Genomic DNA, 7,197 nt, shown 5'->3' with positions numbered 1-7,197 from the left:
CCCGCACCGTTGGACAGCAGCATCTCGCCGATCCTCAGGGCGAGGTCGAGCGTGCGCTGCACGTCCTTGGAGTCCGTCATGAGCACCATGGTGCCGGGTGGTGCGGAGGCCCTGCGCGGGTGGCCAGGTCGTTCACGCGGCCGGCCGGGGCCCGCCTCGGTATCCTCCCTCCAGGAGGATCCTCACATGGCGGAACAGGTGGACGACGGGCTCGACGACCGGCTCGCGGCGATGGCCCGCGAGCTGGCGACGCAGCCCACCGCGGAGCGCACCGCCGAGCGGTTGACGTCGCTGGCGCTCGAGTTGGTCCGCGGCGCCTCCGACGCGGGTGTCTCGCTGGTCCGTGCGCGGGGCCGGATCGAGACCGTGGCCCCCACCAGCGAGCTCGTGGCGCGGGCCGACGACCTGCAGCACCGGCTCCACGAGGGTCCGTGCGTCGATGCGCTGGACGCCGACGAGATCGACGCCCCCGACCTCACGAGCGACGAGCGCTGGCCGCGCTGGCGTCCCGAGGTGGTCGAGGCCGGTGTGCGGGCGATGTTCTGCGTACAGCTGAACCTCGACGACCGCGGCCTCGGTGCCCTGAACCTCTACGGCTCCTCGGTCGACGCGTTCGACGAGGCCGACCGCGAGGCAGCGCGTCACCTCGCGAGCCACGCCGCGATCGCCATCGCCTCGTCGCAGGAACGGGCGTCGCTGCAGGAGGCCCTCGCCAGTCGCACCGTGATCGGCCAGGCGGAGGGCATCCTCATGGAGCGCTTCGGCGTCGACGCCGACCAGGCCTTCGCGGTGCTCGTGCGGTACTCGCAGCACCACAACGTGAAGCTGGCGCAGGTGGCGCGCGACCTGGTCCACACGCGGAGCCTGCCCGGGATCGACTGAGCGTCAGGCCTGCGAGGTCACCTCGTCCGGGAGGTCGCCCTCCTCGACCAGCCGACGCGCGACGTCGCGAAGCTTGACGTTGCGGTGCTGCGAGTGGCGGACGAGCACCTGGAAGGCGGCGTCGACCGTCAGTCCGTAGCGCTCCACGAGCACGCCGACGGCGATGCCGATGTCGCCACGCGCGTCGAGGGCGCGGCGCAACCCGTCGCGATCGTGGGCGACGCCGAGCGCGACCGAGGCGAGTCCTCCCAGCTCGGTGGCGCGCAGGCACGCCTCGTCGTCGAACGCGTCGGGGTCCTCGGCGTAGAGGTCGAGGCGGCCGGGCTCGCCGCTGCGGCTGGACAACGGCACCACGACGACCGACCGGTGGCCCAGCATCGCCACGTCGCGACCCCAGTCGCGCCAGCGCGGATCGCTGGCGGTGTCACGGACGTGGACGTGGCCGACGGGCCCGGCGTCGGCGAGCGAGGAACCGGCTCCTGGGCCTCCCGGGAGACGGAGCGCCTGCATCGCCTGGGGTGACGTCGCCGCGAGCGCCGGTCGGCCCGAGGCCGACGGCACCGTCACGGCGGCGGCGTCGCACGGGACCACGGCGAGCGCGAGCGAGGCGATGCGGTGCGCCACCGACTCGGTGGGCGGTGGCTGGACGCGAAAGGTCGAGGACGCCGAGGGGCCTTGCCCGGCGGTCGTGGAGCCCGAGGCCTCGGGCGAGGACGGCGACGGGGGTGGAGCAGGACGGGTCAGCGCGACCACCTCCTGGTGCGTGAGGTCGTCGGCTGCTGCTCAACCGAGGGGTAGCGAACCACACCGGTGTGGTCCGACCCACGCCGGGTCAGTCCTCGTCGATGAGACCCTCGCGCCGCGCCTCGCGGACGATGCGTCGGAGGTTGTCCAGTCGTCCGCAGTCCGCGTCGATCTGCTCGTTGCGCTCCGTCGCGAAGGCCTCGCCGAGCTTCGCGAGGACCTCGGGACCGAGCTCCTCGCGCGCCGGGTTGAGGATGGTCAGCTCCTCCTCGGTGAGATGGTGGCTGACGAGTCGGGTCAGCTCCTCGACGGCGTCGTCGAACTTCTGCGTGTCGGTGGCGGCGCACTCCATGACCGCGAGCAGGGCCTCGTTGCCCTCGGCGTGCTCGTGCTCGCCGTGGTCGGCCTCGTGGGCGTCCACGGCCCGCCGCTTCTTGAGCTGCGGGTACACGTGGCGCTCCTCGGCCTCGGCGTGGGCGACGTGCAAGGCCGAGAACGCCTGACGCACGGCGTCGCGGTCCGACGCGGTGCTGCGCAGCTGGCGCAGCAGGTCCTCGAAGCGGCGGTGGTCGTCGAGGATCAGCTCGATGACGTCGCCCGAGACGGGGCGGCCCAGGTCGATGGTGGTGGAGGAGGTCATGGCGCGAGCGTAGGCACGCGCGATCGGTCGCGCACGTCGGCGCATGACCCGCCCGGTCCTGGGTACATCGCGCCCATGACGACCCGAATCGGACTGGAACAGGGCCGACGATCGGCCCTGGTGCTGAGCATCGCTCATGCCGAGGACGTGGCGCACCTGCGGGACCTCGAGGACGACCCCGCCACGGACGCCGTGCTGTGCCTGGTGCCGGCCGCTGTCGAGCCGGACGCCGAGGTGCAGTCCCTCTGGCACCGCGTGGCGGAGCGCCGCTTCATCGTGGTGCTGCGGTACTCCACGGGGCCCGACGCCCACGCTCGTCGCGCGGGCGGGGAGCTGGCCGCTCCCGGCGTCCTGGCCGCCATCTCCCGGGTGGCGGCGTGGACGACCGCGCAGGACGCGCCGGGTCTGCGGCTCATGGTCCTGGAGCCCGCCACGCCCGACGGCGCGAGCGCGGTCCTCGAGGACGAGCCCGAGATGCAAGGTCTGACGATCCACGCGAACGTCGACGTGTGCACGACAACGGAAGGAATCACCATGACCATCGCTCCTGACGACCCGTTCGCCGTACCCCAGCCGGACGCGGACCCCGCATCCGACCCGGGAGCCGAGCCCGACGTGCAGCCGATCGAGCCCGACGATCCGGACGACGTGCCCGAGGTCCCCCTCGAGCCGACGCCGGCCCCCGACGAGAAGGGGATCCGATGAGTGACGGCTTCCCCGCCCAGCAGCAGGACCCGCCCGGCAGCACGGGGGCGATGGACCCCCAGCCGGACCACGGCGAGGAGTCCTACGTCGGCCACGGCCGCCTGGAGGGCAAGGTCGCCCTGGTGACGGGCGGAGACTCCGGCATCGGCCGCGCCGTCGCCATCGCCTACGCCCGCGAGGGCGCCGACGTCGCCTTCACGCACCTGCCCGACGAGGGCGACGACGCGGCCGAGACCGGCCGCCTGGTCGCCGAGGCGGGCCGCCGCGTCCTGGCGCTCGAGGCCGACCTGCGCGACCGCGCGGCGTGCGACGACGTGGTCGCCCAGACCGTCGGAGAGCTCGGCGGTCTCGACGTGCTGGTGAACAACGCCGGCTACCAGATGGCGCGCGAGGAGGGCATCGAGGCGCTGACCGACGAGAACCTCGACCGCGTGCTGAAGACCAACCTCTACGCCGCGTTCTGGCTGACCCGTGCGGCAGTGCCGCACCTACGTGAGCGCGGGGGCAACGTCATCAACAACACGTCGATCCAGGCCTACGAGCCGTCGACGTCGTTGCTGGACTACGCCTCCACCAAGGCGGCGCTCAACAACCTGACGGTGAACCTGGCCGCCGAGCTCGGGGCCGACGGCATCCGCGTGAACGCGGTGGCACCCGGCCCCATCTGGACGCCGCTGCAGCCCGCCACCCAGCCGACGGAGAAGATCGAGCAGTTCGGATCCGACACCCCACTGGGGCGCGCGGGCCAGCCGGCCGAGGTGGCTCCCGCCTTCGTGTTCCTGGCGTCGGAGCGCGACGCGAGCTACGTGTCCGGCACGGTGCTGGGCGTGACCGGTGGCAAACCCGTCTTCTGACGGGACGCTGCCACCATCGAACGAGAGAACCGGACGACGACAGGAGGTGCGCCATGCCGGCAGGCAAGGACGCGAGCGACGAGCCGTCGCTGAAGAACCCCGAGATGTACGAGGCGCTCCGCGACGACGGAGCCTCGAAGGAGAAGGCCGCCCGGATCTCCAACGCGGCCGCCCGCGACGGCGAGAAGACCGTCGGCAAGCGCGGGGGCGAGTCCGGCTCCTACGAGGACTGGACGGTCGACGACCTGCGCGGCCGGGCCAAGGAGCTCGGTCTCGAGGGCTACTCGGACTTGCGCAAGGACGAGCTGATCGAGAAGCTGCGCGACCACTGAGGGACGCCGTCCACCCTGCGGGGGTGGGAACGGCTGGAAGACTGTCGGCATGACCGACGGAGAGTCCTCCAGCGCCGTTCCCGCCCCCGGGAGCGGGTCGCCACCGCTGAGCGACCTCGCCGCGGGCGGCCTGGTGTTCGGCTCGTCCGCCGCGGTGCTGGTGGTCGAGATCGTCGCGCTGCGGCTGCTCGCGCCCTACCTCGGCCTCACCCTCGAGACGTCGACCACGGTCATCGGTCTGGCCCTGGCGGCCATCGCGGCGGGCTCGTGGGCCGGCGGCAGGGCCGCCGACACGATCGACCCGCGCCGGGCCCTCGCGCCGCTGCTCGCGATCTCGGGCGTCGTCATCGCCGCCACGCCGTTCGCGGTGCGCAGCGTGGCCGATCCCGAGTCCGTGGGGCTGCTGTACCTGGTGGCAGCCGCGACGATCGTGGTGCCGGGCGCCCTCCTCTCGGCGGTGACGCCGATGGTGACCAAGCTGCTGCTGCGCACCCTCGACGAGACCGGGACGGTCGTCGGTCGGCTCTCGGGCATCGGCACCGTGGGAGCCATCGTCGGCACCGTGCTGACGGGCTTCGTGCTCATCTCGCACGTGCGGGTGAGCGTGATCCTGGTCGGCCTCGGGGTGCTCCTGGCCGTGGCCGCCGCCGTGCTGGAGCTGCGTCTGCGCGGGCCGGGCTTCGGTCTACTCGCCGTCGGCGGCGCGGTGCTCGTCGGTGGCACCGCGGCCCTAGCGCCCGGCGGCTGCGAGGTCGAGACCACCTACCACTGCGCGTCGGTGGAGCCGGGGGGATCCACCCCCGACGGCCGCCTGCTCGTGCTCGACGGCCTGCGCCACTCCTTCGTGGACCTCTCCGACCCCGAGTACCTCGAGTTCGCCTACACCCGCGGCTACGCCGCCGTGATCGACGCGATGTTCCCGGCGTCGGAGCCGCTGGCCGCGCACCACCTGGGCGCCGGTGGTGTGACGATGCCCCGGTGGCTGGCCTCGACGCGCCCGGGCACCACGAGCGTGGTCTCGGAGATCGACGGCGGCGTGGTGCAGCTCGACCGCGACGAGCTGGGGCTCGAGACCAGCGACGCCCTGCAGGTGCGGGTCGAGGACGCCCGGCTCGGCCTGCGCGACGTCGAGCCCGGCAGCCTCGACCTCGTGGTCGGTGATGCCTTCGGCGGCGTGAGCGTGCCGTGGCACCTGACCACCCGTGAGATGGCCGAGGAGGTGCACGAGGCCCTCGACGACGACGGCGTCTACGTGCTCAACGTGATCGACCACGGCTCGCTGGACTTCGCCCGCGCCGAGGTGCGGACCGTCCAGGAGCGCTGGCCGCACGTGGCGGTGCTGGGCTGGCCGGCCGACGGCCCCGGACCGGGCGGCGGCAACATCGTGGTGGCGGCTTCGCAGCGACCCGTCGACGTCGACGCGGTGCGCGCCGGACTGGGTGAGCGCCAGGTGGGGTGGGAGGTCACCGAGGGTGACGACCTCGACGCCTGGGTGGGCGACGCGACCGAGCTGACGGACGACTACGCCCCGGTCGACCAGCTGCTCACCCCCTGACCTTCGCCGATCGCCTCGTCGCTCGTCGCTGCCGCCGGGCCTTCCCGTGCGGCGGCGCTGCCGCCTGCTGCTGCGTCGCTGTGGCTGCGAGTCGGGGTGGTCTCCGAAAGGGCCTCGACCGGAGCGGGGGTTCTCGGCCCGGCTGGGTCTGCGGGGCGCGGCCACGATTCTCCATCTGCGCGTGATCCACGCAGGATTCTTCCTTCTCGTGGACCGTGCCTCGCGTAGGGAGAATCCTGGCGACGACCAGGGGCCCCGTAGGGGCAGGGGTTCTCCCTTGTCGTGGAACGGTCCACGAGAAGGGAGAATCCCTGCCCTGCCCTGCGCACTGTCGCGACCTCAGGGACCGCCGACCTCGGTGCGGGCGAGGTCAGGCCGCGACGTCACCCACCTCGCGGCGCAGCCGCGCCAGCAGAGTCGACAGACGACGTGAGACCTGCATCTGGCTGATGCCGAGCCGGGTCGCGATCTCGCGCTGGGGCAGCTCGTCGACGAAGCGCCACGCGAGCAGGCGTCGCTCGTCGTCGGTCAGCGTGGTGCGCAACGACCGGACCGTGAGCCAGGCGTCGACCCGGGCGTACCCGTCCTCCGTGAGTGCCGCCGATCCGATGCCGTCGTCCAGCGTGTCGGCCGTGAAGCAGCCGCCGGCGGCGAGCGCCTCACGCACGTCGGTCACCGGCACGCCGAGCTGCGCGGCGATCTCCTGTGGNNNGTTCTCGGTCCACGAGGACCCGACCACGGTCTCCGCCGCGATGCGCGCCTGCAGCTCCTGGAGACGACGTGGTGGGCGCACGCTCCAGGCGTGGTCGCGGAAGTACCGCTTGATCTCGCCGCGGATGGTGCTGGCCGCGTACGGCGCGAAGTCTCCGCGGTCGGCGTCGAAGCGCTCCGCCGCCTTGACGAGCGCGAGGCGGGCGACCTGGAGCAGGTCGTCGTCCTCGACGCCGCGGCCGCGGTAGAGGCGAGCCAGATGTGCCGCGAGTGGCAGATGATCCTGGATGAGCGAGCCCGTGCGCATGGTCTGAGCCATGTCGACCTCCCGAGTCGGGGCGACGACGGCTGCTGCTCAACCTGCTTCCAGCCTGACCCGGGCGTCGACGATCCGCAACCCCGGCAGGATTCAGGTGCCCGGCTCCGGGTACGTCCCGCACGTGGACTCCCCAGGACAGACCGCCCCCGCCCCGACCGTGCGGACCGTGCCGTTCGGTCCCCTGTCGATCGACGTCGACGACACCGTGCTGCTGCCGCGACCATGGACGTACGCCCAGTCGCGCTGGGCAGCCGAGCTGCTGACCTCCCTCCCCGAGGGTGGCGTGCTCGAGCTGTGCTCCGGGGCCGGCCAGATCGGCCTCGCGGCGGTCCACGGCACCGGACGTCGACTGGTGATGGTCGACGCGGCTCCCCGAGCCTGTGAGCTCGCCCGCGTGAACGCCGAGCGCGTGACCGAGGACGTGGAGGTCCGCGAAGGCCAGTTCGACGCCGTGC

Annotated in this window: 9 protein-coding genes and 1 pseudogene; 6 read left to right on the top strand and 4 right to left on the bottom strand. The window is 72.8% G+C overall.

The genetic code is table 11. From position 1 onward, the window contains the following. The first annotated feature begins 186 nt into the window (after positions 1 to 186). Positions 187 to 882, top strand: coding sequence for a GAF and ANTAR domain-containing protein (locus ASF38_RS03830; protein WP_055963082.1), 696 nt, complete (start codon positions 187 to 189; stop codon positions 880 to 882). 3 nt (positions 883 to 885) lie between these two features. Here ASF38_RS03830 and ASF38_RS03825 read toward each other — a convergent pair whose 3' ends face one another. Then, positions 886 to 1,506: a GAF and ANTAR domain-containing protein gene (locus tag ASF38_RS03825; RefSeq protein ID WP_055963085.1), complete on the bottom strand. Its 621-nt coding sequence runs from the start codon at positions 1,504 to 1,506 to the stop codon at positions 886 to 888. A 208-nt stretch (positions 1,507 to 1,714) separates the two neighbouring features. Continuing rightward, positions 1,715 to 2,266 (bottom strand): hemerythrin domain-containing protein, encoded by a 552-nt coding sequence (locus ASF38_RS03820; RefSeq protein ID WP_055966146.1) that lies wholly within the window; start codon positions 2,264 to 2,266, stop codon positions 1,715 to 1,717. Positions 2,267 to 2,341: 75 nt separating this feature from the next. Here ASF38_RS03820 and ASF38_RS03815 point away from each other — a divergent pair, with 75 nt between their 5' ends. From ASF38_RS03815 to ASF38_RS03800, 4 genes are read left to right on the top strand one after another with little or no spacing between them, the layout of a single operon-like run. Further along, the gene (locus ASF38_RS03815; RefSeq protein WP_156366767.1) at positions 2,342 to 2,971 is read left to right on the top strand and encodes a hypothetical protein; all 630 of its coding nucleotides are present in this window, start codon (positions 2,342 to 2,344) and stop codon (positions 2,969 to 2,971) included. Beyond that, a complete protein-coding gene (locus ASF38_RS03810; protein ID WP_056573733.1) occupies positions 2,968 to 3,825 on the top strand; it encodes a glucose 1-dehydrogenase in 858 nt (285 codons plus the stop codon). Before ASF38_RS03815 ends, ASF38_RS03810 begins: the two co-directional genes overlap by 4 nt. Before the next feature lie 53 nt (positions 3,826 to 3,878). After that, positions 3,879 to 4,157 (top strand): Rho termination factor N-terminal domain-containing protein, encoded by a 279-nt coding sequence (locus ASF38_RS03805; RefSeq protein ID WP_056573730.1) that lies wholly within the window; start codon positions 3,879 to 3,881, stop codon positions 4,155 to 4,157. A 49-nt stretch (positions 4,158 to 4,206) separates the two neighbouring features. Beyond that, on the top strand, positions 4,207 to 5,712 hold the full coding sequence (locus tag ASF38_RS03800; protein WP_056573727.1) for a fused MFS/spermidine synthase: 1,506 nt from the start codon (positions 4,207 to 4,209) through the stop codon (positions 5,710 to 5,712). A gap of 370 nt (positions 5,713 to 6,082) precedes the next feature. Here the strand turns inward: ASF38_RS03800 and ASF38_RS19620 are convergent, their stop codons facing one another. Then, the gene (locus ASF38_RS19620; RefSeq protein ID WP_369815166.1) at positions 6,083 to 6,379 is read right to left on the bottom strand and encodes a sigma-70 family RNA polymerase sigma factor; all 297 of its coding nucleotides are present in this window, start codon (positions 6,377 to 6,379) and stop codon (positions 6,083 to 6,085) included. A gap of 45 nt (positions 6,380 to 6,424) precedes the next feature. After that, a partial coding sequence (locus tag ASF38_RS18720; protein WP_235497376.1) for a sigma-70 family RNA polymerase sigma factor occupies positions 6,425 to 6,742 on the bottom strand: 318 nt, incomplete at its 3' end. Here ASF38_RS18720 and ASF38_RS17845 point away from each other — a divergent pair. Beyond that, a pseudogene (locus ASF38_RS17845) lies at positions 6,741 to 7,197 on the top strand (methyltransferase); the annotation flags it as partial. The gene ASF38_RS18720 and the pseudogene ASF38_RS17845 overlap by 2 nt on opposite strands.

It is taken from the genome of Aeromicrobium sp. Leaf272, assembly GCF_001422865.1.
Taxonomy (GTDB): Bacteria; Actinomycetota; Actinomycetes; order Propionibacteriales; family Nocardioidaceae; genus Aeromicrobium.
Note: the sequence above shows the minus strand (reverse complement) of the source record. Positions and strands in the feature narration are given on the sequence as shown.